Genomic DNA, 26,063 nt, shown 5'->3' with positions numbered 1-26,063 from the left:
CAATACGATCGAAGGCTCCTTTGGTACCAATCACAGGTAAGATCTTTTGCTCGTTTAGTGCTTTGCACCCTTGCAGTTCAAGGGTGAATATCACCAATTTTCGGAACTCGATTATCGATCCGATCACATGGGAGAAACACCACAGTTGGGTGTTAAACGACGATCGCATCCAATTTCCCACCTCAAACAATGGCAGAAAGTCATGAGCGTCCAGCAGATCACTAATCAGTGACCGCGATGACTCTCTGTTCGTAAACACCGATGCGATATCACAGTCTGGTATCGGTTGCTCACCTTTCTCGGTGCGAGTTTTCTGTTGTAGATCCCAATTCACCATACAATGAATAGATGAGAGCCATTGCTGGATTCTTGGGTGAACATGAGTCTGTATTTAAATAGTAATAATCAACCCTCGAAATATCGTATTAGTTCTGATAGGAATCAGACCATGGCCAGCCCACAAGTGAGTTTTCTCATTCGATCTCAACTGTAATTACGTACACACAGACCAATATCGAAGCTAATCTCTTCTAACGAATTTTTCCAACAAAAATCGAGCGGAGCTATTGCTATCACCTAACCTTGATGGTGTTTTCTGGCTGAAACCATAGCGACACGATCAACATTATAACGCAGATTCCGACGAGAAGGAGAAACGGAACGACATATCCATCAGAAGCACTACGTAATCGTCCAATTACGACCGGACCAAGCGCAGAAAGCAGATAGCCAATACCGACTACCATCGAGCTTAGTTTGCCTGTTGTCTCTGGAGTTGGAGCGTAATCTATCGGCAAAAGTAACGTGAGATCAAATAATCCACCGATTCCGGCTCCTGCGATAGTTGCCCAAATCCACGGACTTGCAAGGGGTATCCACGCCATTGCACCGAATCCGATGATACATGCTACGAGCGTCAGCACAAGTGCTGGCCGTCGGTCCGAACTAAGACTAGTGAGAAGTGCGACACCGAGCGTTCCTGCAATTTCAGCGACTGTGAACACAGTTAGTAGAAATCCAGAAAGTTCCTCGCTCCAACCAAGTGACTGGTAGAATGGGGCAAGCCATGTCAAGGTTGCAAAATACAAAAATGCAGAACCTCCATAAAACACCGATAATATCCATGCCCATCGACTGCGCCATGGTAACTGTGTTGCAGCAGCTTCACCTTCAACCGTCCCGTCAGCACCTGATCGGTTAGCAGTCGTAGATTGTCCACGAATAACTATTCCCCAAAAAATCGCTCCAAATACGGCCAGTACACTCCAAGAGCCGAGTGCTGCAGACCATGAGCCAAGCATCCGCTCGATCGGAACAGTAGCGGCAGCAGCAATGGCTGCACCACCAATCAAGCTTGCAGTGTAGAGGCTAGTTACGAGATCAGCACGATCGGTGAAGTATCTATCAACAAGCGCTGGGAGGAGTGCTTGAATAAGGGCAATTCCGATGCCGACGACAATTGCAGTAGCGAACAAGACACTAACATGGGTACCAGCGAAGCGTACGGCAGTAGCGAACCCAATTAGAATGACTGCATAGAGAACAGTCTGTTCTTGGCCGAGCCGTTGAGCGATAGGAGCAGCAGTGAGTGCAAAAACCCCCATACAGATGGTTGGAAGGGTCGTGAGCAAGCTGACTGTCCCATAACTGAGTCCTAAGTCAATTCGTATCTGCTCCAGTACCGGTGAAACCGAGGCAATAGCTGGCCGAAGGTTAAGAGCAACGACTAACAAGCCCAAAAGAACGAAAATATGACGTTTCGTATTTACCTGATCGAGAGAGATACTACTAAACACCCAAGCACTATCGGAGTCATCAGTCTGAGAGTTCATAATGGAAGTTTCCTCAACAATCGATCATTGAATATGTGTCCGCCCATGGTTTGATGCGTTCGAAGGCACCACTGGCAGCGAAAACAGTCTCATCAGCAAAGCGGTCGCCAACAATTTGCATCCCGATCGGCAATCCATCGGATAGTCCCGCTGGTATCGAAGCAGCTGGATGCCCAGTAAAATTGAACGGGAACGTGAGACACCAACCAATAAGTGGATCAACGGACTCACCATTGATTTCAGTCGGGCCAACCGTTTGCTCATCACTCCCAGTGTGATTCTTCACAGGTGGAACAGCGATCGTTGGTGTTACAATGAGGTCGTATTCCTCAAAGACATCTTGAATGGCATCATATACCTGCGTTCGAGCGTGTTCATCTCGCTTGTATTCACGAATGGAGAGATCTGCCGTATCCTCAAGATGGTCGACGAGTGCAGGTGTGAGATCTTCGCGGTAATCACCCAGTAAATCGATACCGTCGCTCTTGAATCCCTCGAGCGTGGAGTGATACGTCATCCAGTTCTGGCGAATCCACAGGTCAGCGAGCTCTCGATGGGATTGCTCGATGCCTATTTTCACTTCTTCTACAGTCGCGCCTGCAGTTTCGAAGGCTCGAACGGCTTCGTCAACGACTGACTGAACTCGCGTATCGATTGGAAATACATCGAGATCCGGGCTGTAGGCGATCTTGAGTCCACTAATACTCTGACGAGTCGCAGTAACGAAATCCGCTCCATCATCCGGCATACTCAACGGATCACGAGGGTGGGGGCCAGTCATCACGTCAAGCATGAGTGCAGCATCTTCAACTGTTCGTGAGATCGGTCCGATCTGCAGAAATGGCGTGTGAGAGAGAAACGCATCTGGTCGGATTTCTTGTGCGACCCGTCTATATGTCGGATTGAACCCATACACCCCACAACAGGAGGCAGGAATTCGAATTGATCCCCCACTATCACCGCCTTGAGCAAGTGGGACAATCCCAGCGGCAACAGCTGCTGCACTACCGCCCGATGAGCCACCTGCATTATGATTAAGGTCGAAAGGAGTGCTGGTCGGACCAATGACCAGATTATCAGTCACACCTTTGTGACCGAACTCTGGTGTGTTTGTCTTCCCAACGATGATCGCTCCAGCTTCTAGAAGCCGATCGACGTATGTAGCGTTCTGCTCAGGGACGAAATCTTCGAAGGGTTTCGAGCCGAATGTGTTTGGGGCGCCGGTTTTGAAGTCAAACAAATCCTTGATTGCGATTGGAACACCATGAAGCGGGCCAAGTTTCGCACCGTTTGTGAGTTCCGCTTCAGCTGTTTGTGCCCGCTCACGGGCTTCTTCTTCAAGTACAGTTACGAATGCGTTGAGATCTCCATCACGTTTTTCGAGTCGTGTGAGATATTTCTCTGTAACATCAGGGATGGATAAGGAACCTCTCCTGATACAGGTAGCCAACTCGCTTGCAGATGGATTAACGCCTTCACTCATTCTTCGAACCCCGCTTTGTAAATCTCAGCTTGCATCCCAATTTTGTGCTCATTATACACGAGATATTATAGCCGCCATAACGGTATGGATTGGATCGTAATCATGTGTACTCTTTTAAGTACAGTCAGTTATCACGCTCTGGTATGGCTCGTCTACAACTCAAGGTGAACGGAGCGCCGGTCTATGATCGTTTAGCAGATATCTCAGTCGAATTTCCGGAATCTGAATTCAGGTTGTTAGCAGTTCAACCCCGAGGAGACAGCTTATTCGAGATTGCAGAAGTGAATACTACACAGAGAAAAGAACTCGTTGCACATTTCGAAAATGCTCCTGACGTTCGTTCATTCGATGTGATCACCACAGATACTCAGAGTGTGCTGATACAATTCATCGTCCCGGTATCTGATTTGTACGAGGCACTACTGAGATCCGGGAATCTGCCACGGTACCCTCTAGAACTCCAGGATGGATGGTTTCATGCCGAGATACTAGCTTCACAAAATCGATTGTCAGCATACACTACAGAGTTAACAACGCTCGGTATCCCTTATGAGATCCGCTCACTGTCTCAGTCATATAACTCCAGACAACAGCTCACAAACCGTCAATGGGAATTTGTCACAGAAGCAGTTGATCAAGGATATTACGAGATACCAAGAGAATGCACGCTCACAGAATTAGCGAATCATCTCGGGATAAATAGGTCTGCAGCAAGCAAGTTACACCATCGTGCCGAGAGTCGGATTGTCAAACAATTTGTCAATATGGGGGATACCCACTAAGTAGAAGGATAACAGAGAAATCGAGTTCGTGAACGTCCTCGTGCAAGCCGATGTCCGGCGTAAAGGTGAACCCACCCCGGTCGGCGTCGTGCACTTGGCGCATCGTCTTGAATTTCTCGTGACGCCACGAACGCCACGGGACAAGCACATCTCGCTCCCGTGCTTCCTGGATCTGAATCCCGGTTAGAATGGTCCCAATCGACGACCACGCCAACTCCTGTAGTGGTTTGCCCGACTGTTCAACGAGATACAGACAGCCATCGAGATTCGTCTGGTTCCACATGAACGTGTTCGAGCCGTCGATGATCACCCGACCAGGGAGATTGTACCGTGCCGGTGAGTGCCCGACTTGGCCGTAGCTTTCGTAGGTTGATTCACCCGCTAACTGCTGCCACCCCGACCGTCACCCAAGCTGGAACTCTACATCAAGGCGGTCGGCCTGCTGGAAGAGAACAGGAATGAGGTCACTCGTGTTCAGGAAGAGCACATCCGGGTCAACCGACTCAACTCGATCCGACAGTGTTGTTAACACGTCCTCGCCACTCCCAGTCACCACTTTATCGTCGATCGTGAGTTCAGTAACTCTCTCACTCGCGAGTTCCGTCTCCGAGACGAAAATCTGCACCTCCGAGAGTTCATGGGTCGGCAGTGGATCAATCCCTTCTTCGAGGCAGTACCGAAACTCTCGCGAGAAGTCGACGTTGTAGCAGCGATACTCCCCCGACGAGCCCCACTTGCTCACCATTCCTGCCACTGAATTCACTGCCTTGAGGTCGGTCACATCCACTCGGAGTACTTGCTCCGAGTCGTGGCGAAAACTCACGCGTTCATCAACCACGGCAACCCGAACAACAGCGGGATGGTCACGGAGTGCAGCACGGGCCGTGGAAAAATCACCGTCACCGTGCACCGACACGTAGATTGTCGGTGTATACGACTCATCGACTTCACACTCCACCCCCGTCTCAGTTACTGACCATCTGAGCACGTCGCCGTCGAGGTAGTCGATTTTGTACACCATCGTCTCATCCCTAGTCGTTTAAATCGTCCTCGACGTGATCGAGCCGAGCTTCCAAATCCTCGATCTGCTTTTGTTGCTCGATCACGATCGAAATCAGTGCTGGAATCTCGACGAACTGGTGGTTCTGAACCCCACTCGCGTTAGCATGGACGCGAGCATACTCGAAGAGCCGATCGAACACAGCCTGGTCAGTATGCCGGAGTGCCCGTCGATACTCCTGCCACCGCGACTCCATCGCTCGGAGCAAATCACGGTAGGTGTGTTAGTACGCCCCATTCGCACTCATCTCCGGTGAAACGCCGGCATCAACCATCGCCGGATGCCGATTCGCTAGAATACGCTTCCAATACGCGAGTGTCGTTTGCACTAGCCCATTTTCCAGCGGATAGACCAACGTTTCGTACTCTTCACCTGCGAACCGTAGTCCAAACTTGGTCCGTTCACACTGAATCGTCCGATCGGCGATTTCGTGAATCGGTGCTGTCAGGGTATCGTCCGTCTGCAACGTCAGTAGCACTGGAATCTCAAACCGCTCAGCAACCGCGTCGATCCGCTCGGCCACAGTCGCGAGCATGCGTTCATCGTCACCGCGTGGAAGGTCTTCCGACCGGTAGAAGCAGTCAAGAGCCGGAAGAACGGCAATCGTCGTTTCGTCCGTAAGCTCTCGAGCAAGATCCTCCACGAGACTCTGGTGTTGCCACGGAGTGAACGCCCGTGCAATATGAATTCGGTCGAGGATACGCATCGACGGAGTAATCTGTGTCAGCGGGTGTGTCGTTCCGTGTCCATGGGCGTCGATCCAGACGGCTGAGCCCTGCTCGAGGAGCAACTGGTCGAGGACCAGCGACTGGAGCGAGCCAGTCATGCGCTCGTCGGTTTCGAGCAGTGTAATGCCGGGGTCAAGTGACGGGAGTTCTGGCGATGTCTGGTGCATCATCACAGATCGTATTTCACCAGGGTATCAGATAGGCAAGCCAGGGTTGATTCCGAATATTCCAATACAGGAGTGACTGATGTCCACCAGTGCGAGTGACCTCTCTGATGGACGCCACAGCAACACGAGAACACACCCTCTGCAATTGGTAGTAGAGATGGATTCACTTCACTAGTAGAACCCCCCTAAAAACTCGAGATATTTCGAACTCAGTGGCTAGTCCGAGTTCCACAATTCATCTATAAAATCTCGGTGAGGGGAACATGATGTCGAATGAATTAGTCGATGAGTTCGTAGTGAATTATGTACTGCTTTTCCGGACAGTTCGAAAGGGGTGGAGATGGTTCAAAACACACCTCAGCTGACGCTGTTTACCGACGAACCAATGACAGTCGATCGTCGCCAACAATGATTGCAGCACCAGCAGATTCGATCGGTTTCCGATTCGGATTTCCGAAACACTGGCTCTCAACAGACAGGACATCGAACAGGACTGGGTTAGTATATTATACTAACCACAGCGATACTGCCTGATTCTCGCAAGGGAAGACAAGTATAATTTGTAGCTTCCAATTATAGTAGTGAACTAGCAAATCTTTTTACTCTAGCAGACTAACAGAGTAGTGAGCATCATGAGTGACTCTCCACGAGACTTAGCATCGGAGTGGGAAACCGAACTCGAGAGTCGGACGACAGTCGAGAAGGTCTACGATGTGCTCCTCCAGTTGAACGATCCACTTCGGGTCTCCGAGATCGCAGACCGAGCAGGAGTTGCACCAGATACCGCACGGAAATATCTGGAATTCCTTGGAGAGATGGGCGTTGCGAAGAAGATCGGCGACGATCCGGTGACGTATGATCGGAACGACTCATACCTCGAATGGCGGAATATCGATCGCCTGCAGCGAGAGTACACCATCGAAGAACTCAACAATCGACTATCGGAACTCAGTGACACCATTTCGTCCTTCCAGGAGACGTATGAGGCCGAAACCCCTGGAGATGTTGTCCCGCAGGAACACGGCTACGAGAAGCTAGATGAGACAATGGACGATCTTCGACAGTGGAACGCAGCGTGTGACGAAGTTGATGCGCTTGTCGAGGCACTCGGACACGGTACGTCAGGCGCACAGACAGGGACGGTAAAAGTGGCGGACATGGTTCGGTTCTTCCAACGACTGCAGTCCAGCCAACCAAATTCTGGCACAGACGCATTCTCAAAAAACCACTCGTGATTAGATGGATGGGACGTTGCCGAACAAGGAGGTTCTGCGGAGAGTTGCGCGAAAGCTCGGAGAGATCAGTCTCGTTTCGCTAGCCAACTCGTTTCCATCGAACAAACCTGCGACTGTCGAGGTCGTCTTTGACGAGACCGCCTATCCCGAGCAGATCTCACGTGTGTATGTCGATATTGAACTACAGCTCAATGGCAATTTTTACATTCACTATGTGGAAGAGTGGGGGAGTGAACGGAAAGAGTGTCGATGGGACCGGCACGAAAACCCCCATAACGCTCGCGATCACTACCATCCGTTTCCAGCAGCAACCACCGATGATGCAGAAGATCGACGCTATCCCGGTGACTTCTTCGATGTACTTGGAGAGGTCATCGCAGATATTCAGGCACGGTGGGGAGACACATTCGAAATCGCGGACTAACCTTGCTATTCAGAGCCGTAATCAGTGAGTCGGAGGTTTCCCTCGACTTCGTAGACATGGCCCTTATTGTACAACCGTTCGATGATATCTTCGGCAGCAGGCCGCTCAAGATCTTCTTTCTCAGCCAGAACGGCATAGGCTTGCTCGTAGGTGAGTTCACCACCAGGTGGAATTGCGCTCGCGAGCGCATCAAGCGCTTCTTGCGCAAGTGGTGTGAGTGGCGACGTCTCGTTTGGACCCATTTGTACTACCAAATTCGAGGACACGACAGGTAAACCCTCGGACAGAGTCCACTCGTGATACTACCTAGCTCATTGTAACAAGGGGAAAAGCAGACAACATGGGAGCATGGGTTGGGATGAGTACGAGAACCCACATCGCCTGCTGGGTTACGCTGACTGCACTTGACGCTTAGTACCCGACGGATAAAGACTTCAGCCAACCAGAGCGAAAGTGAAACTGAAGACACGGGAGGATTCGCGACCTCGACGCTTCTCACAAACAACGCCGAGCCGAGAGCGCATCTTCCAAGGCGAATCTTCTTGGGTTAGTATACCATACTAACCGATAATGCCCAACACAATCAAACGGTCCGGCGATGGCTTTGCTCTCCAAGTCACAAAGCCTGCCCGAGCCGCTGGACTCGTCGAAGAGACCGACGACGAGCCGACCCGTCTCGTAGACATCCGCGTATTCGCATTTGACGGCCTTCTTCTTGTCGTCGACCTCGACCGAATCACCGACGAGAATATCGTCGAACTCGCGACATCAGCCGCGCTCGACACCGTCTCGATCCACCGAGTTGCAAACGCTTCACTTCAGATTGCAGGGAACGGCTATCAAGTCCAACTGCCAGGTGCTGAAGATGCAGGATTTCACGTCGGTGATCAAGCGCCCTGCACACCAGCGCCGAATCTACTCGTGATTGCAGCAGAAGAATCGGGACGAGTGGCAGCAGATATCGTGACGATTCGGAAAGAACAAGTGTGAAATCGTCCGCTCTTGGTTAGTATTATATACTAATTGGGAGGGACGGGTCCGAAGAATAGAGGGGATAGTGTAAATACTCAAAGAAAATACCGAAGCTCGTAGTAGTTACACCACCTACACCGCCTCTTCCAACTATATAAAGGCACACCCCCCACTACTTCCATCATTTGTCTGACGCACGTCAGACCTTCGTTTCCAACCCCACCCATCTTTTCCAGGCTTTAAGTCAGGCACCCCCCATCGTTTCCAACTTCCGCCTAAATATCCAGCCATTCCACCATTTCGAACCTTTCCAAGGCTTCGAGGTATATAAAGAAGACACCCCACCGTTTCCAATTCACTCGCCGAGCGTCATTTGCCGATTCGCCTGTTCACGGAGATTATCTAAGTCGTCAATTTCACCGTCCTCTTCTTGTTCGAGTGCATCGATCACGGTTTCGAGTGGTGTGTCGAGCTTGTATTTATTTGGTCGGCCTCGGCCGCGCTGATCTCGGTTCACGTTTTTCAGTATCCCGTTATCACACATCTCGAGTAAGTGTTCGTGCGCTCCACGTCGAGTAAGGGGGTCACGACCGAATTCCCGAGCTACGGTTTTGTAGTACTCGTAGATGTCCCTCGTCTGTGCAGGCGTCTTTCCCTGGGCAGCGAGATTCGTTACAGCGAGCAAGACGTACTTTCGGTGGGTGGTGAGCTTTCGAATCCCAGTAGTCACCAGTTTTCGCTCGATGATCTCCTCAGCGTCACGGACATGCTGCTCTTCGATGCAATCGAGATCATCCGATTCTACGGCTTCGTTCTCCGCAAGTTCGGCCGCTTTACGCAGCAGCCGAATTGCTTGACGGGCAGAACCACGATCGCGAGATGCCAGTGCTGCACACAGTTCGATAACCCCTGTCTCAGTCGTGTCCTCATAGAACGCTTGTTCGGCTCGGCGGGACAGAATTGAAATGAGATCGCTCTGTTCGTACGCGGGAAAGTGAAGCTCGGTTTCACAGAGCGTGTCTTTCACCCGAGCAGGAAGGTCATCTCTGAAATTGAAGTCGTTGCTGATGCCGATAATACAGAGTTCAGCCTCGAGTTTGTGCATCGTTTGAGCCCGCGTGAGCTGATAGAGGAGTTCACTATCACTGCCGAGCGTATTCACTTCGTCAAGGACGAGGATGATGTTGTCCGCAGCCTCGTTGAGGTCATCGAAAAGCTCATCGTAGACCTGTTCAGCAGGGTAGCCGGTCTTACTTAATTCAGGTTTATCGAGGTCGAGTGTCGTCAGTGGGTACTCGGGACTCCGTGCCTCATTGATGAGTTCGATTGTCGACTGATACGAGGTATTTGCTGACGAACAATTGATCTCAAGCAGATCGACATCGATATCCTGCTCCTCAGCAGTCCCTCGAAGGTCGGGGAGCAGGGTCCGGGTTGCAACGGTCTTGCCAACACCCGAGTGTCCATAGAGAAAGATATTGTCGAGATCCCAACCCTTCAACAGTGGTCGAAGGAGCTTCACGTATTCTTCGAGTTCCTCGTCTCGTTCTTCCAGTTTCTTGGGTTTGTATTCCGGTTTCAGGACGCTCCGATCCTTGATGATGTATTCATCGAGAAACCCATCATCGTCAAAGTAGCCCATGTGAGTTTTACTCACGGGATGTCATAATAAAGCCACCGCTTCCAACGTTTCCACCCCATACCACCGCTTCCAACTAGCCGTTTACTTATAAAACACACTCCCCCCACCATTTCCAACTTCACCACCAGAACAAGTGGAGCAGCTATACATCGAGTATTATAATAGGAAAGATTTATTTATTAGAGAGTAGAACCATATCCGTACTAGCGACAAAAGAGTAGCTAGTGAACCTCAGAAGTGGTTAGTACGTATTTCTTCCATTGTTTCTTCGAGCATTGCGTTTCGTCGATCGCTGAAGTTGGAAACAGTGGGGTGGGAGGGGGTTATAAAGAAACACGTGGTTGGAAGCACTGGTCCGGGTTGGTGCTTTCCTCTTTGTGAGACCTCCACTCGACTTGAAATAGTGGTGGAAATCAAACTACTGATCAATCAAATATATCTGCAAGCTGTTGGAGGTCTACCAACTGCCAGCGATCATCAAGATTATCTCGCAGCCCGTTTTCGAAGCAAGACTTCGAGAAAAGTACGTATTCTTCCTCACGTTCACTCGTCTTCCACCGGACTTCATGCGCTTTCTCGCGCAAATCCTCTACCAGAGATATGCCGACGGGGGCGTTGCGTAGTTCCGTCCGAAGTAAGAATTCAGGTTCATCGTAGAGGATCGACGTTTTCGAGAGGTGATTCTGGAGGAGATTCGCTTCGAGTGACTCGTCGTAGTCAAAGAGCGTGAGGTACATCGGCATGCCGCCAGTCACTGCGAACGAGCGGATGCGTTCTTCAAACGGATAGTCGATAATCTCATTCGCCTCGGCAAACGTGAATGGCTGAAGGTCGATTTGTGCCGTTCGCCGCCCGTACAGTGGACTCTCGTGTCCCATTATCTCCGATTCCATCACGCTAATACTCGATCCATACAGAATGAGCGTTGAGGTCGATGTCGCTTTCACTGTATCTACGAGATTCTGGAACGCAGAGAGCACTGTATCGCTCGATTCGACGAGATACGGAAACTCGTCGATAGCCACGATTTGCTTGCCTCCTGTGAGAGTCTCTCCCAGGTAATCGACTGCATCGTGCCAGTCCTCGATACGTGGAACTCGTTCGTCTTGGTAGGCTGCTAACTCCTCGACCAATTTTTCTTGTTGGACTTTCGCCGAGTCTTGCGATGCGAGGTGATAGAGATGGGTGCGGTTCTCACAGAACGCCTTGATCAGCTCTGTTTTCCGACTCGACGACGGCCATAGATGATGACGAGACTGAAGTCATTCCGTTCGTGTTCCGTCTGGAGTGCCCTCGAGTTCGTCGGCGCGGTCATAGAACATTCTTACGATAATGATTATCGTGATAATGACTTAGGTGGTTCTCTCATTACCGCCTCGAGGTCAAGCCCCGAAGCACTCGGCCTACCTGCCTGTAGAAGATCTCATGTTCGTTTGTGCGGACAAGAATCTTGCTGACGTTGCACAATCAATGAAGCTTCCAGCGATCAATCCCACAACAAATGATTCTCAGTGACCGCCGGAAACAGATGGCACGAGGGCTTGCTCGCGGTAGAATGGAAGGAATCCGCAATCTCAGAACAGATCTCGCTGAGAACAAGGTTGCGTCGGTCCATGATCTCTTACTAGGCTCTCTCTTCCTAGCTTCACTTGTACAGTGGTGTCTGACGAGGGGTGGTAAGTAATACCGATTTGATTACCTACGATTTTTACACAGCTATTGATGTGAAGTACTACGAGCTGGGACACCCGTAGAGCTCTCGCCATATTTTCTTTAGAAACACTTCCGACGAATGCGTACACCCCTCGTTTTCAGTGAAAACAGGAGTCGGTTTCTACTCTCGTGAAAATCGAACGCATTCCACTAGAGAGACCCCTCGTTTTCAGTGAAAACAGAACCGCTAGCTGATTCTCAACTACTCTACTAGTTTAACTAGAAAGTATAATAAGTAATTATGGGTAGAAGCAATATTGGTGACGTGGTTATGCGGGTGAAAATCGGTTGTAGTCGTCGTGTTTTACACTGAAAACGTGGTGTCTGACAATGAAGTCACTTCTCCGCTTTTAAGTTCTCGTGTTCAGGTCGAATCAAGTAGCTACTCACTCGACTGGTTTCACTGAAAATGAGGGGTGTCTCTCGTCGCTTTTTGACTACCAACCGCCCATATTTACACGCTCTCGATACTCGTTCTACGCTTTTCACTGAAAACCGGGGGTGCGGTAGAACTAAGATGCTCCTTCTTGAAGGGTTGTAATAACGTGCCAAACGATCCTATCCCCACGCCGGATCCAGAAGACCTCGCTGACGATCCACTTACCAAGCGTAATGACTCTATTTTCGCGCGTCGTGAGCTACTTCGAATCGGTCATGTTCCTGACAGCGACCGCATCGTCGGTCGCGACGCGGAAATCAAAGATATAGAAGAGTTGCTCCAACCAGGTGTTTTCGGCGATCCACCCGGAAATGCGATTGTATACGGGAAAACAGGATCAGGAAAATCGCTAGTCTCCCGACACGTCACTGGACGTGTTCGAGCAATCGCCCAAACTAACGACGTCTCTCTCATTTCTGCCTATATTGATTGCGATCAAGCAAACACTATTACTCGCGTCGCTCGGTCTCTCTCCCAACAAGCTGAATTCCAGTCTACCCGCTCACTCAATATTCCAGATAAGGGGATCGGATCTAGTGAGTATATGGATTATCTCTATACGCTCCTTGACGATGCTGATGTTCTCATTGCTATTATCGACGAGATTGACAAACTGGGTGACGATGAGATATTATTTAAACTCTCGAGAGCCGAAGAGAGTGGTAAAACGGATTGTTATATCGGTGTCGTTGCAATCAGCAACAAAATCGAGTATTACGAGAATCTTGACGAGCGGGTGAAATCCAGCTTCCAAGACGATGAACTCGTCTTCCATCCGTATGATGCCGGGCAAATCCGTGAAATTCTGAGTAAACGGCGAGATGCATTCCAACCCGATGTTCTCGAAGATGGTGTTATCCCACGCGTAGCAGCGCTTGCCGCGCGTGAGCATGGTGACGCACGGAAAGCAATTGAAATTCTTTCGAGCGCTGGAAAGCTGGCTGCTCGGAATGGCGATTCTAGTGTCACAGAGGAGCATGTTGATGCAGCACAGGATTATGCGGAAATGTCGCGGTTCCAAGAGCTAATTCGGGGATCGACTCCCCATTCGAAATATGTCCTATTCGCGCTCGCCTATCTACAGAAATCTTCCCTGAAACAAGCATTCAGCACAGGCGAGATCTACCGTGTGTATGAAGACGTCTGTAAGAGTGAGGGAACTAATCCCCTCAGTCACCAGCGAGTGCTGGAACTGTTGAAAGAATGGGCCTTTAGTGACGTCACTGAAAATCGGCATACCGGTGGTGGCAAGAGTGAAGGGAGCTATCGGGAACACTCCCTCTTGCGCGACTCGGATATGGTTCTCGATACTGTATTTGAACAGCCAAAAACGAAGCAGAGTATCGTGTCTGATCTTCAAAGCAGCTGATCCTACGTTGAACATTCAAGAAAGCTGTTGATGGTTCAAATAATCTATACCATCCGAAGTTAGTATCCAATACTAACTTCGAATAGTTTTGTTCCCGAATTTGCTCTCCGTCAGATCGGGCGAGAACTGGTAGTAAGCGTATTTCGCAAATTTCCTGACTGCTGCGATGTTTGAGATTCGCACGAATCGTACGAGTCGGTAGAATCGTACGATGTTTAAACATCCAAACGGTTAAACGACTGTGACATTCTCGTCCGCCTTAAGAGGGGAGCGTCAGCGAGCGTGTAGGGTAGGGTATTTCACAAAGACGCTGTTTTCCAGCGTGACTTTTCCGACATCGATCCTGATGAAGTTGATACGAATGTCAATCTCGAGAAGCCGTATCATGGAATGCAGACTGCAATCTTTGATATGCTAGATGAAGCAGATAGTCTGTGTATCTGTCAGACTGAGGACGATCTTTTGGAATGTGCTGAAGCACTCCCTTAGCTACTGTTCTTCGTCGACACCGCGTGCGTCAAGGATTAACTGTGCCATCTTTTCGGGATTTTCCGCCGCTAACCGAACCATCGCATCGTGAACTTCACGACTCTCGTGATTCCGGACACCAGCATCCCGCAACTCTCGCGTCATCTCTAGATCTCGTGCATCCTCAAACTCCTGCCACGATTCTTCGCGTGTGTAGATACTCCGTCGTAGATTTGAAGAAAACTCGAATGCAGGTGTTTTTCGTGGATCTTTTGGTTCTTCAGATGTTTTCGATTCGCGCGAGTCGTGAGATTCGTTCGATGTTTGCGATTCTTCCGAAGCGCCAGACTCGGACGAACTGCTCGAAGTTGATGTCTTCTCTGTTCCCTCGTTGATTGCATTTTCGAGATCGTCAAACGCCGTCATTTGTGCACCACCTCCCCCTGCTCGACGATTTGAGCGAGTTCGTCGTAGGCTTCGAGCTGATCGCACGTCTCATCGTAGTCTCGAAGTGGAACGCCTTCATCGTGCGCACGATCGATCGCCGCTCGGTGTCGAATCCCCGGCAGATTACCGTTTTGTTTCCCTTGATCAATCGCTTCCCAATCATCATTGGTTATTCGCGCATAGTTTGGCACGAGTTTCGAGACACCATCTCGATTATTGATCTCCTGGAGGAGTGAACGGTCGCGCGTGTCCTGGTCGATGCGATCTTGTAAGTCTGTGGGGGTGATCGCGAGGATGTTCAACTCAAAGTACTGCCGTGCTTCTTGAACGAGCCGTTGAACGGTACTGGAGAGGCCGCTTTCGTATCCACTCTCTGCACGAAGAGGGATGATGATATTCCCTGTCGCGTACATTGCGTTGTCGTTCAGCTTCCCTCGATTTGCTGGACAGTCGACCACAATGTACTCGTACTCATCACCGAGTAGCGGATTGATGAGATTTTCCTTGAGTCGTGTCGTTCCCATTGTCGCTTCCTTTAGCCCACTCTGGACGTCTTCGAGTTGCACGTGGGCAGGGAAAATATCGAGCCCGTGGCTTACTGTTTGAATGTATTGCGTTGGATCCTCACCGTTGATGAGAACGGCTTCGGCGTGATTCTCTTCGGCACTATATTGCTCTGTGAATCCGAGGTTCTGGCTCATGTGGCCGTTGTCGTCGAGATCGACAACGAGAGCTGAGCCGTTTCGATGAGCTAATTCACGAGCGAGGTTAATCGCCGTCGTTGTCTTTCCGAACCCGCCTTTGAGTACGCCGACAGAAACGGCGCGCGGTTCTCCGCTGTTGTGTTCCTCTGCCATGATTGATTCTCCTGCACTCAACGAACTTTACGAATCGTTCGATTCGTACGATTCGCAAACATCGTTCGAATTTCGAAGTTCGTAAACTTCGCGAGTGCCTCTGTTCCAACCATCTCATCAGAATTGTATAAACGTTATGTGCGAACTTTACGAATCTTGCGAATCGTAAACATCGTATGATGTCTACAGGTGGAGCGTACGGGCTTCACCCTCGGGACTTGACCCCGAGACGGTTCATTGTACGAACTCTCCTTCACCAGTTCACAAGCTGAGAGACGGGCTGCCCCTAACGAACTCTGCGAGTCGTACGAATCGCGAAGTTCGTAAACTTCGCGAGTGCCTCTGTTCCAACCATCACATCAGGATTGTATAACCGTTATGTGCGAATCGTACGAATCTCGCGAATCGTAAACCCCGCATGAATCTTAAGCTACGAGACTTGCCGTCGTCGGTTCAGGGGCTAAGAAACAAAGCTATTCTAGCGAACTGTACGATTCGTACGAAACACACAGTGCAAGGCCTTCTGTCGTCGATCTATATGGTGGGAAACAAAGCCGTTCCAACGAATTCTACAATTCGTACGAATCGTGAACATCGAACGAACTTCTCACATCGCAATTAGCGATATACCCAAACTCATCCCATATGCTAGTTTGCGCCAAGTCGTGATAGTTGTGCCATGACTGCATCTGTCCATCTGTCCAGCTCCTGCTGTAGCCACTCCGCGGTTTCTGCAAGTGGTTGGGCGACATGCAAATACTTGACACCACCACTACTGACAGTGCGTGGATACCGAGTGATCAATTCTTGTTCGTATAGCGGTTGCAATTGCTTCCCAATCGTACTCTGATCACGGTCGAGAATTTCAGCGATTTCAGCGATCGTGCTGTGTGGATGATCGAGGACAGTAAGATATACACGGAATGCTGCTATATGCACTCCACATACCGTGGCCATCGTCTCCGTGAGCTCTAACTCGGATTTTTCATCCAGTAGCTGTTCGAATCTCGCTACACGTTCATCTGGGAGTACTGTCCCCTCTGCCAACTCATCATCTTCTGTCTTCATACGTGAGTGGACTAGTGATTATTAATAGTTCTTTCTCACACACCGACCGAATCTACCGACAAAAGAGCCGACGAGTCTACTTACCGTGGCCGAAGTTGCATGGAGAGTCCATTTTGTGTCTTCATCGTCATTTCTGGTTCGATTGAAACCGCTTCCTCACCCATCCATTCAAGCGTCCAGTGTTGACCGATCGTCGCTAACACAAGCGTTGCTTCCAATGTCGCAAATTCTCGCCCGATACACGTCCGACGTCCTCCACCGAATGGAATAAATGCGTAGTCAGGCAGCGAGTCCTCAAACTCACCTGTCCACCGATCTGGACGGAATGACGATGGATCGTCGTAGAATCGCTCATCACGGTGTATCGCTAACAGTGGGAGATGAACTTGTGTATCCGCTGGAATTCGATATCCATCGACGTTCATATCCTGTGTAGTTTGGCGAGGGATTGTGTGCACCGGCGGGTACATGCGAAGTGTCTCGGTCACAATCCGCTGTGTGAGTTCTAAGTCAGTGATGTCGGCATGTGTTGGTGGCTCACCGCCTAGTACCGCATCGACTTCCTCGTGAAACGCCTGTTGACTCTCGGGATTTTGGGATAAGGCGTACCAGGTGAACCCAAGAGCGGCCGCAGTCGTCTCATAGCCTGCAAAGAGCATTGTGAGCAGCTGTCCTTCGACTTCCTCGGTACTCAGGTGATCTTGACCGCTCGCTTCACGAGCCTCTGCAAGTTTTGACAAGAGTGTTTCTTGGTCGAGGCTGTCAGGCTTCGACTTCTCACCGTGTTCAGAAAGCAGTCTGCGAATTTCCGATCGAAGCTGTTCCTTTGATTCGGAAAAGTGGCGACGTGACGGTGTCGGGACCCAATTCGGTAGCAACCAGGACGTTGGTGCAACCCAACTATTGAGACCATCCGATGCGGCTCGAAGTTCGTTTCCGTCTCCTGGTGTTAGCTCACGGCCGAAGAGTGTCGCAAAGAGAATTTCGAGGGTGAGATTTGCATCTCTGATTCGATATCCCGAATCTTCCCCGCTGACCACGTCTCGAGACGCCGCTGTGTTGCCTCAACCATGTAGTCTCCGTAGCCAGCGACTTGCTTGCGGTGAAACAATGGCTGGAGAATGTTCCGCTGTCGGCGCCATTGGTCGCCCTCGGTAGCGAGCACTCCTTGACCGAATGCCATCTGGAAATCCTCTGTCTTACCGAATGCCTCAACGTCGTCGATCAAGACTTGTCTAAAAAATTCGGGGTGGGCTAACACATAGATTTCTTCGGTTGGAAGAACCAACCGGTAGATATCGCCACACTCTTCGATTGCATTGTACGTGAACTCGAATGGGTCGCGAGCGAAACCGAGAGTGTGGTTACAGGAGCTTACGAAGCATCCGTATCAACTGAGCGAGCTACAGTCTATTTCGAGCGATTTGCCGTCTCAATCGACGATTCGGCGTATTCTTGCGACCTTTGCGGAGTACGAATGGATCTCTGAGGAGGGAGGCCTCCAACGAATCACAGCCACTGGAAAGGACGTCTGTTGTGCATACGGTGAACTGTGCACGGCCGTTGAGCAACTCATCGAAAAAGCACCGTGGCTGCAGCGACTTCCGCTGGATGCTGCAACGTTCCCAGTCGCAGCACTCGTCGATGCTGACCTTGTCGTTTCCAATCCACGTAATCCAGCGTCGGTTCTCGAAACGTGTCTCAAACTGGATGACCGAAACATCAGCCAGTTCCGATGCCTCTGTTCGGTTTATAATCCCGTTCTCTTTCAAGCATATCGTGGGCTGCTGGAACTCGGTATCGAAGCAGAGGCCATTCTAGACTGGCCAACGGCCAAAGAAGCCGCCGCCACTAGAGGGACACGGTATGCAGTCAAGAGCGGTAAGTACGATAACTATCGGCCGCTCGTGATAGAAGAGCCCCAGACGCTCGGAATTGGACTCTACGACGACCGCAAGGTCGCTGTTGCAGCGTACAATGAGGCAGGAAGCGGGCGGCATATTGCGATGATCATCAGTTCGAACGATCAGCTCGTTGACTGGGGGTCAGAGCTGTATGAATCCTATCGAGTGAAGGCACGGCCTGCTTCCGAGATATTGCTCGAATAGGGGTGCTAGGTAGTTCAGAAGCCCTTCTGTCGTTCATTCCTGTTTTAATAAATCGGTGGGAAATACTGCTGTGTTTCTAAAACATTTCATATGCTTTTACATCGTAAACGGCGGTGCAAATAATACACCCCAGTGAGAAGCGCAAATCACACCAGAGATCACCGCCCGATGACTGTCGTTAAGCGACAATTGTCACTCTACGGGACTTGAATTGTTCCTGGATACGTATGGCTCTCGGGTCGGTATCACCGGTGCGCAAAGCAGCGAACGTACGTGGGCTCTAATCACTCGTTCGCCGGCGCACCGGCCATCTCTGGTACAGAACACACCCAAGCATCACACTTAGATTATGTCCCAGAGTACCCAAAGCTTCGAAACCCATTCTTGTAAAGGTTCCCCGCTACCGGACACGCAGTGCCGACTAGATCGGTGGACAGACACGACCGACAAGAGTAGATCACGTTCATCTAACCAATCCGCCTCGAATGTTGGCTTTTCAACGGCACTATCGTCGCTGACGACAGTCGACAAACTCGAGCAACATCCGTACCGGGACCCAGATCGATTGCAGACAGCCTACAAGCAAGCTGGAACAATCGCTGGCACCGCCACCCATTTCAATGTGTCACCGACGACAATCCGTCTCTGGTTGATTTGCTACGAGATGTACGATCCTGAGAGACAGGGACTTTCTCAAGTTGCAAACCAGCTGGAAGAGCTGTCACCCGAGGATCTCGGACTCTCTCCACTGGGTGAGCGTCGATGAGCACAACGGATAGCACAGCAACATGCGAGTGCGCACGCGCAGTCGCCGAACTCCGTGAAGAACTAGCCACCCTCCGAGACGAAGTGGCCGGCCTTCAACGAGAAAACGCTGCTCTCCGTGACGCGAATGAGCGCAAAGCAGAGCGCATTGAGACACTTGAAACGCACGTCACACAAGAATTCGCTACCATTCGCGAGCGTACCGACCGCATTGAACGTGTTGGGTATACCGCTGTCGGCCATGCACGAGAACATGCACAATGGATGCGAAAACACGATCGGCTTCACGACGCTCTCAAATCTCGCCGCGAACGATTCGATGAGCGGCTCTGGGATCTCGAAACGGGAGAGATCGACGTCCAAGACGTGATCGACGCTGGGACGAATGATCTGCCCATTCAGACGCGTACCAAAGAGCGCAAAACGAATCCGGACGCGCTGAGAGGAAACAAGAAGCGTTCTACGTTTATCTGGCCTGAATTCTATGCGCGATCACGGAAAACCTCTGGCGGGAATCTCATCGTGACGACGCCCGATGCAGCAAATATCCTCGCAGAAGCTGGCGTCAAACACGATAATGAGACGACGAAGCGGGCAATGCGGTTCGTTGCTCGGCTCTCTGGCAACCGCGACGATCCAAATCACGAAGAGCACTTAATCCGGTTCGAACCGGGCGAACGGGGAAAGTCGCCAGCACGGCTTGTTGCGGATGCAGGAGAGTTTGAGCAGTTTGCTCGGGAAGCGTCCGGAATGGACGTCACAGACAGTGAAAACGACGAGACTGACACACAAGACGACTCTGACGATATAGTAGGAGCCGAGGCGGACGAACAGATGGATACATTATTGAACGCAACGACGGAGGGGAGCTAAACACACTGTTGTTTTTCTCCCGGATGATGGACGTGTGTTCTTGGGCTGAACCCAGAATACACAGATGACGAGGGGGTCGCAAATTGCGACCCCATCCGATGTGGAATCATTGGTTGACTACTGCAGAGTGTGTTTTCTTCCCCATTCTTCGACTCATATTCACGTCGGAAGAATGGGGAAGAACGGCTCTCACGGAAATACACTCTGGATTCGTGGATAAAAACAACAGTGTGTTTAGCTTCTGATTTCTCGTCTTCCAAGTCGTGTCTATTATTCGGGACTGGAGAATCACCTGCAACACGAGCTTGTGAGTAATAATATGTCGGGGTACTGTGGGATATTTTCGTTCGAGTTTGATGGGACGATCGTCGAGCTTGAAGCATTCATTGAAGGACTTGAGGTGTTTACGCTGGGGGAGTCTTGGTGGAACGGAGAGTTTGATTGAGGTACCATCCTTGATGATTTCCGCAAAATTGGCTACGGAGAGACAACGGCAGAGACCCCGGAGACGTTGGTTCGGGTGTCAGTTGTCCTCGAAGACGCCGATAACCTGTGTGAGGACCTCCGGACAGCGCTGCCGTAGGCGCGTATTCTCTTTCCACTCAACTATCCCGATCCGCAAGCGAGTCGGTTGTCTACTGGTCGTGACAGCCGTGAAGCGGGAATACGAATCATTTCTAACCGAAAAAGTACGGATTACTCAAGCGGTTTGATGACGTCTCCGGGACGAATTATTCCATCCTCAAGAATATCCACTCGGAGTCCTCCGCGATGAGTGAGTGCCTGCAATACGCCATCGTGAGTGATACGCTGAAGATGATTACATGGTTCACACAGCCGATCCCCTCGACAGATGGCCTCACCGATACGGAATCGTTGTCTAACGAGATGATTGAGTGCGACATCACGAGTCTCGATGTTCCGTCGGTGCTCTCCCGGTGCGAGTTCGATTCCCGCTTCACGTTCGATTGCTGTAACAGCTTCTTGCTCGATTAACGTAAGGTCGTATCCATCGTGGCGTTCCTCATCTGGCTCCCAGTCGACGAAGGTTCCCGTCTCAATCTCGCTAAAATAGCGATCTCCTCGGAGCCCCTTCTTGGCAATTGCTTCAACATCAGTCCGCTCTTCCATCTCAACTTCGGCCTCTGGTGCAGTAAAAATCCGTTCGACGGTGCCACTTCCGGTCATGTGTGCTATGCTGTTTGACAGGAGTATAAGCGTACGGGTAGAAGTATTGTTGGACAGGTACATGGCAACATGTCCATTTGCTGGTGTTGGTGGACGTTTTCTATATTTCTCAATAAACAAACAACAAGATGCGATAAAATTGACAATCGTTATTCTTTCTTCTCCCTGATTTTTAGCCATGTCATGGACGTATCTCCTCATCGCTGCCGTCTTTGAGGTTGGCTGGGCGGTCGGTCTTGAATACACAGGAGGGTTTACTCGCCCCGTTCCCAGCGTATTGACTATTCTTGCGATGGTTCTCAGTATGGGACTACTCGCACAAGCGGTCAAAACGCTCCCAATCGGAACAGCCTATGCTGTCTGGACCGGCATCGGAGCAGTTGGGACTGCTATCGCTGGAATTCTCCTTTTTGGAGAACCACGAAATGTCCCCCGGTTTCTCTTCATTGGGTTCATCATCGCTGGTGTTGCCGGGTTAAAACTCACTGGCGGTCACTGACCGGTTCAGCTACTCTCATTATTGGAGGCAACTTCCCATCGGGGCTGCCATTGCTTCTGGACGAACTGAACGATGTTCTCATTGGTCACTTGGACCGTCCCAAGGATCGAATTTTGATCAAATGGATTCGCGACGTATACACAGATATTTTCCTCATCAACAACATCGTAGGTGTTGTAGAGCGTAGCTGTCGTTCGAAGTTCAAAGTTCTCGTGGACATCTAGAAGGTGGTCGAGTTCTGTCACGAGTGGGTCAGGCATTTCCATAACAAGCTGGTCTGTGAATAGGAATCGAACGCTCACACCTCGATTGAGCGTATCGGTAAGACGGTCAATCGTCTGTGTATATACTTCTTCAAAGCCGAAGAGTCCGCCAGCGGTCGTGGTTGCGGTAATTACGAGGTTGTTAGTAGCGGCATCCAATCGATCAGCCAATAGCTCTGCAATTTCACCCTGACCGACAGTCGCAGGCCAGAAATGGCCTTCCACCGGAGCAATAGTTTCTAACTCGGTGAGAACTTCCGCTGCGACCGTTTCATACTGCGTTTGTTGTTGGTGAAGATCACGGCGACGAGCCGTGAGCAAGCGGTCAACAGTGCGCTCAGGTTCGACAGCAATGTATGTTCGTGGGTGGCGGTCTGGTTGCCGACGGATAACGTTCTGTGACTCAAGACTGGAAAGGACATCGTAGATACGGCCCATTGGGACATCACTTGCCTCTGAGATTTCTTCTGCGGTACCGGACCTGAGCGTCAAAAGCCCACGATATGCTTTTTCTTCATAGCTTGAGAGTCCGAGATCACGAAGCGACGTCATAGTTCGTCCTCGACTCTATGATGTGATAAACTCTGGTACCACTCCGTAGGATGGATTTTGATATCGCGGTATACACTTTACCAACAGTTATGTGGCTGATTCTGGCAGATAGAGCTGTTCTATTGGTGAATTACACTGGAAGTAATGGTGTCCGAGTTACTGCCGCTTTGGTCTCTAAGCGGAAGTAACCAACCCCCGGGACCCCCACATCGATCTGTGCGTAGTGAGTGTGCTTCGAATCAACTACAATTGTTTAGCTATCGAGAGTTGATGCGTTCAGCGATTCACTGCCATTGGGACTGAACTGAGTAATCTTTGTCACCCGTTCGAATGTCAGGGACTCGCGACGAACATCACACTCAGAAATCTTCGAATTGGGTTCGAATAACATCACGTCTCCTTAATTCATTTGAGATTGTTCCAGACGGGTTCGATTGGTTGGAGATGCGGCGAGGCGATGGGCAGAAAGACCAACGTGATGCCGAGTTCTTTGGCTCGCGTGCGTGTGTGCTGAGAGACGTGTGAGGAGAAGTTATCCAAGACGAGCAGAATCTGACCGGCCGGATTCTGTTCGCGGATTGCTTCGAACATCTCCACGATTCGTTCCTTGTGGAGACTTTCGAGTGATCTGAGAACGCTTACACCGTTGATCGCGTAGAAACTGACAGTTGTCGTTTTCACACGCGGCATGTGCTTCACGATGCGTGGCGTGCCAAAGCCCCAGAGCCGATGCCGATTTTCTGTCGACATCGGCCATGATTCATCGAAAGAAGCCGAGAACTGTCTCTCCGGGATCAGCGGCCTCCTTATCGTTCTCCTCGCCGAGAATCTCGTCAGCGTTCGCCGGTTGAGACGGTGTCTCTGGCCGTGGAATTGCATACGACATACTATACACAGTTCGGTAAATTCGCTGAACGTGGCCAGGATGGTAGCTGACACCGAACTCGTCCTCAATCAGGCGTGTGATTTCGCGGGTCGTCCACGGTTGACCTTCTTCAAGGAGTCGCTGGAGGTCGCGTGATTGTTGGTGTGAGGGCTTCGGAAGCCTACCGCCCCCCGAAGCGTGGAATCAAGCCATTCAGTCCGATTTCATCCCAGCGTTCGAGCCACTGACTTCAGATGCTGCGACTCGCGCCGAATCGTGTAGTGGCTTCTTTGATCGTATCTTCAGCATCGAGATTATTAACGAAACAGAGCCAGCGGACGACTTTCGGGTCGTCCGCCTTCTTGATTTCTATTCGTAGCTCTTCGTCTGATAGGTGTCGTTCAACGACAGCTCGTCGCGCTCCTATTCAGAGAAATACGCGCCCAAAGGTCAAGAACTTGCGCTAGACCCTAACGCGTCACCCTTGTCCGCTGTGACTTCCAGCTACTGCTGAGAACAGACCAACAATCCTCTACCTAAGAGCGGAAAGAATATACTGGAATAACAAAACGAAACTAGGCACGGATGAGCACGGATCCAAATATCGTAATCGTTCACACAGACGATACTGGTCGATACATAGGCCCCTATGGCCATGATATAGATACACCAAACCTACAGCGACTCGCCAATGAAGGGACCCTTTTCAGGAATGCATACTGCGCTGCACCAACCTGTTCACCAAGTCGAGGGGCACTTCTCACTGGCTCCAGTCCACACTCAAATGGACTAATCGGATTAGCCCACCGTGGGTTTGAAATAGATAACTACGATCATCACCTTGCGAACTATCTCTCGCACCAGGGATTCGAAACGGTACTCGCCGGCCAGCAACACGAAATCGCAACATCAGCCCAGGAGGGAGTCAACGTTGGAGGAGTATTAGGCTACGACCGTGTTCTTGAGGGTGACGAGTCAGCAATTGGCGAACTACCGATCGATCACGACCATACTCGACACGATCTCGCAATCACCGAGGCTGCAGTTAACTATCTTCAAGAATCCAGCACTAAGAACGCCGATCGCCCGTTTTTCCTTTCGGTTGGGCTCGACAATACCCACCAGCCGTTGCCACTTGACCAAGACGTAATGGATTCGAACTACGTGGGGCCACCGAAACCATTACCCGATGTTCCACCAGTACGGGAGGAGATGGCTGCGTACCACGTTCTAGCTCAGTACGTCGATACATGCGTCGGTCGGATAATCGATACGCTTACTGCGACGAACCAACTCGAAGAGACACTATTTTTATTCACGACCGATCACGGAATCCCATTTCCAACGATGAAGTGCAATCTCTCGGAAGGGGGCACCGGGATTTCGTTGATTGCCCGGTTCCCCGATGAAGCGGATTTGCAACGAGGAACCATCGTGGACGAACTCGTCTCTCAAATCGACCTATTCCCCACCTTCTGTGACTTTCTTGGATTACCGGTTCCAGATTGGGTAGAAGGCGAATCGATACTTCCGTTACTCCACGGCACCGTTGACTCGATTCGGAACGAGGTCTTCAGCGAGGTTACGTATCATGCTGCATACGAGCCAAAGCGATCTATCCGAACAGAACGGTACCGGTATGTTCGGCGATTCGACGAAAACTACGATCAGCACGTCGCCCCAAACACGGACAACGGGCCAACGAAACAATTCTTCCTCGATCTTGGATTCTTCGAGCAACAGCCCCCTACCGAGGCACTCTATGACCTGTTTCACGACCCAACCGAGCGAAATAACCTTGTAGACGATTCCAGATACGAGGACGTCTACGAAGATCTTCGAAATCGCTTGAGAAACTGGATGGAGCGGACCAACGACCCACTTCTTGAAGGAGCCGTTTCTAAGCCTGACGGTGCTGTCGTCGACAAGCAAGATGTTCTCCACCCATATACAGAGCCGTTTGAAGCCCCCAACGTGCGCTAAACGAGGCCCTATCTTTCAAAAACAAAGAGCTGAACAGAGCAATTCTTACAGACGAACGCTTTCAACGGTTCACCATCAGGACCTCGTTGTGAAGGACCACAGCAACTTCCCGCGTTTTCTTGGATTACGTCTGCTCCACATGAAGGGCACGATCGTAAAAACATTCCAAAAATATAGGCGGACGGGGCTCGCTCGTGATTTGGTATGGACGTACTTTCGAGCAGCTCTCCTGCGGCAATCTCTGCGATGGCTACCGGCCGTGTAAGCCACGATTCCCTCTC

The 26,063-nt window shown here is 50.7% G+C and carries 25 protein-coding genes and 3 pseudogenes; 10 read left to right on the top strand and 18 right to left on the bottom strand.

The window, feature by feature from the left end:
• Nucleotides 1-572: 572 nt before the first annotated feature.
• Complete coding sequence (locus A4G99_RS24890) at nt 573-1,832, bottom strand: CynX/NimT family MFS transporter (RefSeq protein ID WP_082838026.1); 1,260 nt, start codon at nt 1,830-1,832, stop codon at nt 573-575.
• A gap of 13 nt (nt 1,833-1,845) precedes the next feature.
• Nucleotides 1,846-3,315, bottom strand: coding sequence for an amidase (locus A4G99_RS23225; protein ID WP_066148672.1), 1,470 nt, complete (start codon nt 3,313-3,315; stop codon nt 1,846-1,848).
• 143 nt (nt 3,316-3,458) lie between these two features.
• Here A4G99_RS23225 and A4G99_RS30120 point away from each other — a divergent pair, with 143 nt between their 5' ends.
• The gene (locus A4G99_RS30120; RefSeq protein ID WP_082838047.1) at nt 3,459-4,097 is read left to right on the top strand and encodes a helix-turn-helix domain-containing protein; all 639 of its coding nucleotides are present in this window, start codon (nt 3,459-3,461) and stop codon (nt 4,095-4,097) included.
• Here A4G99_RS30120 and A4G99_RS28155 read toward each other — a convergent pair.
• The 4 genes and pseudogenes from A4G99_RS28155 to A4G99_RS23210 all read right to left on the bottom strand — a co-directional run bounded on the left by A4G99_RS28155 (nt 4,075) and on the right by A4G99_RS23210 (nt 6,055).
• Entirely contained in the window at nt 4,075-4,380 is a 306-nt protein-coding gene (locus A4G99_RS28155) for a hypothetical protein (protein ID WP_223302182.1), read from the bottom strand. The two genes, A4G99_RS30120 and A4G99_RS28155, sit on opposite strands and share 23 nt — an antisense overlap.
• A 120-nt stretch (nt 4,381-4,500) precedes the next feature.
• Nucleotides 4,501-5,118 (bottom strand): hypothetical protein, encoded by a 618-nt coding sequence (locus A4G99_RS28150; protein ID WP_223302181.1) that lies wholly within the window; start codon nt 5,116-5,118, stop codon nt 4,501-4,503.
• Nucleotides 5,119-5,128: 10 nt separating this feature from the next.
• A pseudogene (locus tag A4G99_RS28145) lies at nt 5,129-5,394 on the bottom strand (hypothetical protein).
• Nucleotides 5,381-6,055, bottom strand: coding sequence for a hypothetical protein (locus A4G99_RS23210; protein ID WP_066148670.1), 675 nt, complete (start codon nt 6,053-6,055; stop codon nt 5,381-5,383). Before A4G99_RS23210 ends, A4G99_RS28145 begins: the two are co-directional and overlap by 14 nt.
• A gap of 629 nt (nt 6,056-6,684) precedes the next feature.
• On the opposite strand from A4G99_RS23210, the gene A4G99_RS23205 reads away from it, so the two are divergent.
• Both A4G99_RS23205 and A4G99_RS23200 read left to right on the top strand, forming a co-directional pair.
• Nucleotides 6,685-7,287, top strand: a complete 603-nt coding sequence (locus A4G99_RS23205; protein WP_066148668.1) for a hypothetical protein — start codon at nt 6,685-6,687, stop codon at nt 7,285-7,287.
• Between the two features lie 4 nt (nt 7,288-7,291).
• Nucleotides 7,292-7,711 (top strand): hypothetical protein, encoded by a 420-nt coding sequence (locus A4G99_RS23200; protein WP_066148666.1) that lies wholly within the window; start codon nt 7,292-7,294, stop codon nt 7,709-7,711.
• Between the two features lie 5 nt (nt 7,712-7,716).
• Here A4G99_RS23200 and A4G99_RS26325 read toward each other — a convergent pair whose 3' ends face one another.
• Nucleotides 7,717-7,953, bottom strand: a complete 237-nt coding sequence (locus tag A4G99_RS26325) for a hypothetical protein (RefSeq protein WP_190303862.1) — start codon at nt 7,951-7,953, stop codon at nt 7,717-7,719.
• Nucleotides 7,954-8,281: 328 nt separating this feature from the next.
• Here A4G99_RS26325 and A4G99_RS23190 point away from each other — a divergent pair, with 328 nt between their 5' ends.
• Nucleotides 8,282-8,701: a hypothetical protein gene (locus tag A4G99_RS23190; protein WP_066148661.1), complete on the top strand. Its 420-nt coding sequence runs from the start codon at nt 8,282-8,284 to the stop codon at nt 8,699-8,701.
• Nucleotides 8,702-9,038: 337 nt separating this feature from the next.
• On the opposite strand, the gene A4G99_RS23185 is transcribed toward A4G99_RS23190, so the two are convergent.
• Nucleotides 9,039-10,340 (bottom strand): Cdc6/Cdc18 family protein, encoded by a 1,302-nt coding sequence (locus A4G99_RS23185; protein ID WP_082838024.1) that lies wholly within the window; start codon nt 10,338-10,340, stop codon nt 9,039-9,041.
• A gap of 410 nt (nt 10,341-10,750) precedes the next feature.
• Nucleotides 10,751-11,545, bottom strand: a pseudogene (locus A4G99_RS23180) (ATP-binding protein); the annotation flags it as partial.
• A 1,038-nt stretch (nt 11,546-12,583) separates the two neighbouring features.
• Here A4G99_RS23180 and A4G99_RS23175 point away from each other — a divergent pair.
• Entirely contained in the window at nt 12,584-13,846 is a 1,263-nt protein-coding gene (locus A4G99_RS23175) for a Cdc6/Cdc18 family protein (RefSeq protein WP_082838023.1), read from the top strand.
• A 489-nt stretch (nt 13,847-14,335) separates the two neighbouring features.
• On the opposite strand, the gene A4G99_RS24880 is transcribed toward A4G99_RS23175, so the two are convergent.
• The 5 genes from A4G99_RS24880 to A4G99_RS29145 all read right to left on the bottom strand — a co-directional run bounded on the left by A4G99_RS24880 (nt 14,336) and on the right by A4G99_RS29145 (nt 17,974).
• Entirely contained in the window at nt 14,336-14,740 is a 405-nt protein-coding gene (locus A4G99_RS24880) for a hypothetical protein (RefSeq protein ID WP_082838022.1), read from the bottom strand.
• A complete protein-coding gene (locus A4G99_RS23170; RefSeq protein ID WP_066148657.1) occupies nt 14,737-15,618 on the bottom strand; it encodes a ParA family protein in 882 nt (293 codons plus the stop codon). The genes A4G99_RS24880 and A4G99_RS23170 overlap by 4 nt, the downstream gene beginning before the upstream one ends.
• Nucleotides 15,619-16,266: 648 nt before the next feature.
• Nucleotides 16,267-16,686: a helix-turn-helix domain-containing protein gene (locus A4G99_RS23165; RefSeq protein ID WP_082838021.1), complete on the bottom strand. Its 420-nt coding sequence runs from the start codon at nt 16,684-16,686 to the stop codon at nt 16,267-16,269.
• Between the two features lie 80 nt (nt 16,687-16,766).
• Complete coding sequence (locus A4G99_RS23160; protein ID WP_255359193.1) at nt 16,767-17,726, bottom strand: cytochrome P450; 960 nt, start codon at nt 17,724-17,726, stop codon at nt 16,767-16,769.
• Nucleotides 17,636-17,974 carry a cytochrome P450 gene (locus A4G99_RS29145; protein WP_255359192.1) on the bottom strand — a complete coding sequence of 113 codons (339 nt, stop codon included), beginning with the start codon at nt 17,972-17,974 and terminating at the stop codon, nt 17,636-17,638. The genes A4G99_RS23160 and A4G99_RS29145 overlap by 91 nt, the downstream gene beginning before the upstream one ends.
• A 70-nt stretch (nt 17,975-18,044) precedes the next feature.
• Here A4G99_RS29145 and A4G99_RS28140 point away from each other — a divergent pair, with 70 nt between their 5' ends.
• From A4G99_RS28140 to A4G99_RS30115, 3 genes and pseudogenes are all read left to right on the top strand, one after another.
• Entirely contained in the window at nt 18,045-18,794 is a 750-nt protein-coding gene (locus A4G99_RS28140; RefSeq protein ID WP_223302180.1) for a transcriptional regulator FilR1 domain-containing protein, read from the top strand.
• A gap of 762 nt (nt 18,795-19,556) precedes the next feature.
• Nucleotides 19,557-20,432 carry a hypothetical protein gene (locus tag A4G99_RS25520; protein WP_150123223.1) on the top strand — a complete coding sequence of 292 codons (876 nt, stop codon included), beginning with the start codon at nt 19,557-19,559 and terminating at the stop codon, nt 20,430-20,432.
• Nucleotides 20,433-20,691: 259 nt separating this feature from the next.
• Nucleotides 20,692-21,015: pseudogene (locus A4G99_RS30115) on the top strand (PLP-dependent transferase); the annotation flags it as partial.
• A 113-nt stretch (nt 21,016-21,128) separates the two neighbouring features.
• Here the strand turns inward: A4G99_RS30115 and A4G99_RS23140 are convergent.
• The gene (locus A4G99_RS23140) at nt 21,129-21,620 is read right to left on the bottom strand and encodes an MOSC domain-containing protein (RefSeq protein ID WP_066148789.1); all 492 of its coding nucleotides are present in this window, start codon (nt 21,618-21,620) and stop codon (nt 21,129-21,131) included.
• A 178-nt stretch (nt 21,621-21,798) separates the two neighbouring features.
• On the opposite strand from A4G99_RS23140, the gene sugE reads away from it, so the two are divergent.
• Nucleotides 21,799-22,119: a quaternary ammonium compound efflux SMR transporter SugE gene (gene sugE / locus A4G99_RS23135; RefSeq protein ID WP_066148653.1), complete on the top strand. Its 321-nt coding sequence runs from the start codon at nt 21,799-21,801 to the stop codon at nt 22,117-22,119.
• A 5-nt stretch (nt 22,120-22,124) separates the two neighbouring features.
• On the opposite strand, the gene A4G99_RS23130 is transcribed toward sugE, so the two are convergent.
• The 3 genes from A4G99_RS23130 to A4G99_RS30110 all read right to left on the bottom strand — a co-directional run bounded on the left by A4G99_RS23130 (nt 22,125) and on the right by A4G99_RS30110 (nt 23,889).
• Nucleotides 22,125-22,934: a TrmB family transcriptional regulator gene (locus tag A4G99_RS23130; protein ID WP_066148651.1), complete on the bottom strand. Its 810-nt coding sequence runs from the start codon at nt 22,932-22,934 to the stop codon at nt 22,125-22,127.
• Nucleotides 22,935-23,339: 405 nt separating this feature from the next.
• A complete protein-coding gene (locus A4G99_RS26320; protein ID WP_223302201.1) occupies nt 23,340-23,729 on the bottom strand; it encodes a transposase in 390 nt (129 codons plus the stop codon).
• Nucleotides 23,695-23,889, bottom strand: a complete 195-nt coding sequence (locus A4G99_RS30110; protein ID WP_394337490.1) for a hypothetical protein — start codon at nt 23,887-23,889, stop codon at nt 23,695-23,697. Before A4G99_RS30110 ends, A4G99_RS26320 begins: the two co-directional genes overlap by 35 nt.
• 495 nt (nt 23,890-24,384) lie before the next feature.
• Between A4G99_RS30110 and A4G99_RS23120 the strand changes: the two genes are divergently transcribed.
• Nucleotides 24,385-25,782, top strand: coding sequence for a sulfatase (locus tag A4G99_RS23120; RefSeq protein ID WP_066148648.1), 1,398 nt, complete (start codon nt 24,385-24,387; stop codon nt 25,780-25,782).
• The last annotated feature ends 281 nt before the right edge of the window (nt 25,783-26,063 follow it).

Origin of the sequence: Haladaptatus sp. R4, from assembly GCF_001625445.1 — an archaeon.
Taxonomy (GTDB): Archaea; Halobacteriota; Halobacteria; order Halobacteriales; family Haladaptataceae; genus Haladaptatus.
This window is presented reverse-complemented; position numbering and strand designations above follow the sequence as displayed.